This is a genomic window from Burkholderia sp. AU19243 (genome assembly GCF_018148075.1).
GTDB classification, from domain to species: Bacteria; Pseudomonadota; Gammaproteobacteria; order Burkholderiales; family Burkholderiaceae; genus Burkholderia; species Burkholderia latens_A.
Window position 1 is genome coordinate 1 of the sequence record NZ_JAGSTV010000040.1, and the last position, 1,337, is coordinate 1,337.

The window sequence follows — 1,337 nt, forward strand, 5'->3', positions numbered from 1 at the left end:
TGGAGCAGCCCCCTGAAACGCCGGACACAGTCACCCACTTACAATAACGGGTAGGCATAGGACTGTGTTTTTGACTAACACTAGGCAGGAAGTGATGGAAGTGTTGACGGGCCCGGAGCGTCGGCGGCGCTGGACGGCGGAGCAGAAGCTGGCGATGGTTCGCGAGAGTTTCGAGCCGGGGAAATCGGTTTCGATGGTCGCGCGCCAGCACGGCGTGAATCCGAACCAACTGTTCCACTGGCGCAAGCTGTACCAGGGTGGGAGCCTGTCAGCGGTCAAGGCCGGCGAGGAAGTAGTCCCGGCCTCGGAACTGGCCGATGCACTCAAGCAGATTCGTGAGCTGCAACGGATGCTCGGCAAGAAGACCATGGAGAACGAGATTCTTCGCGAAGCAGTCGAGTACGGCCGGGCAAAAAAATGGATAGCGCACTCGCCCTCGCTGCCGGAGGACGACCAGTGAAACTGGTTTGTGAAGTTCTCGGCGTGTCGCGCTCGAACGTATCGGCACGACTGTCGCGTCCGGCGACGTGGCGCGATGGCCGTCAATCGAGGCAGAGTGACGACGCGGCCGCGGTCGAGGAGATCCGCCGGGTCATTGGCGATTTGCCCAGCTATGGCTATCGCCGGGTTTGGGGCATCTTGCGCAACGAGCGCGTTGCGGTCGGACTGGCGCCGTTTAATGCCAAGCGAATCTATCGCGTCATGCGCACACATGGGCTGCTGATGCAGCGCCGACCGATTCCACCTCGGCCCCAACGTCGACACGACGGCAAGGTAGCCGTCGAGCGCAGCAATCAGCGATGGTGCTCGGACGGCTTCGAGTTCCGCTGCGACAACGGCGAGCCGCTGCGCGTAACGTTCGCGCTGGATTGCTGTGACCGTGAAGCGATGAGCTGGGCGGCTACGACGGCAGGCCACAGCGGCGACATCGTGCGCGACGTGATGCTGGCTGCAGTGGAAAATCGGTTTGGCATCGAGCTGCATACGCCGTCCGAAATCGAGTGGCTGAGCGACAACGGTTCGGGCTACACGGCCGACGACACGCGTCGGTTCGCAGTGGCCATCGGCCTGAAGCCATTGACCACGCCGGTATGCAGCCCGCAAAGTAACGGGATGGCCGAGAGCTTCGTGAAGACGATGAAACGCGACTACGTCGCCTTCATGCCGAAGCCGGACGCAGCGACTGCTGCACGCAACTTGGCCATCGCGTTCGAGCATTACAACGAGAAGCATCCCCATAGCGCGCTGAAATACCGCTCGCCTCGCGAGTTCCGGCGCTCGATGGATTCAGCAACCTTAGTGTGAGGCTGTGTCCGGTATTACAGGGTCAACTCCAG

General features: G+C 61.6%; 1 protein-coding gene. It reads left to right on the forward strand.

All coding sequences use genetic code 11. The annotated features are described in order from the left end of the window. The first annotated feature begins 94 nt into the window (after nt 1-94). Nucleotides 95-1,305 (forward strand): IS3-like element ISBcen6 family transposase gene (locus tag KDW55_RS29165; RefSeq protein ID WP_112750314.1). Its coding sequence is split into 2 segments (ribosomal slippage): nt 95-410 and nt 410-1,305, totalling 1,212 coding nucleotides; the frame shifts between segments, so codons are not numbered across the junction. Nucleotides 1,306-1,337 lie beyond the last annotated feature (32 nt).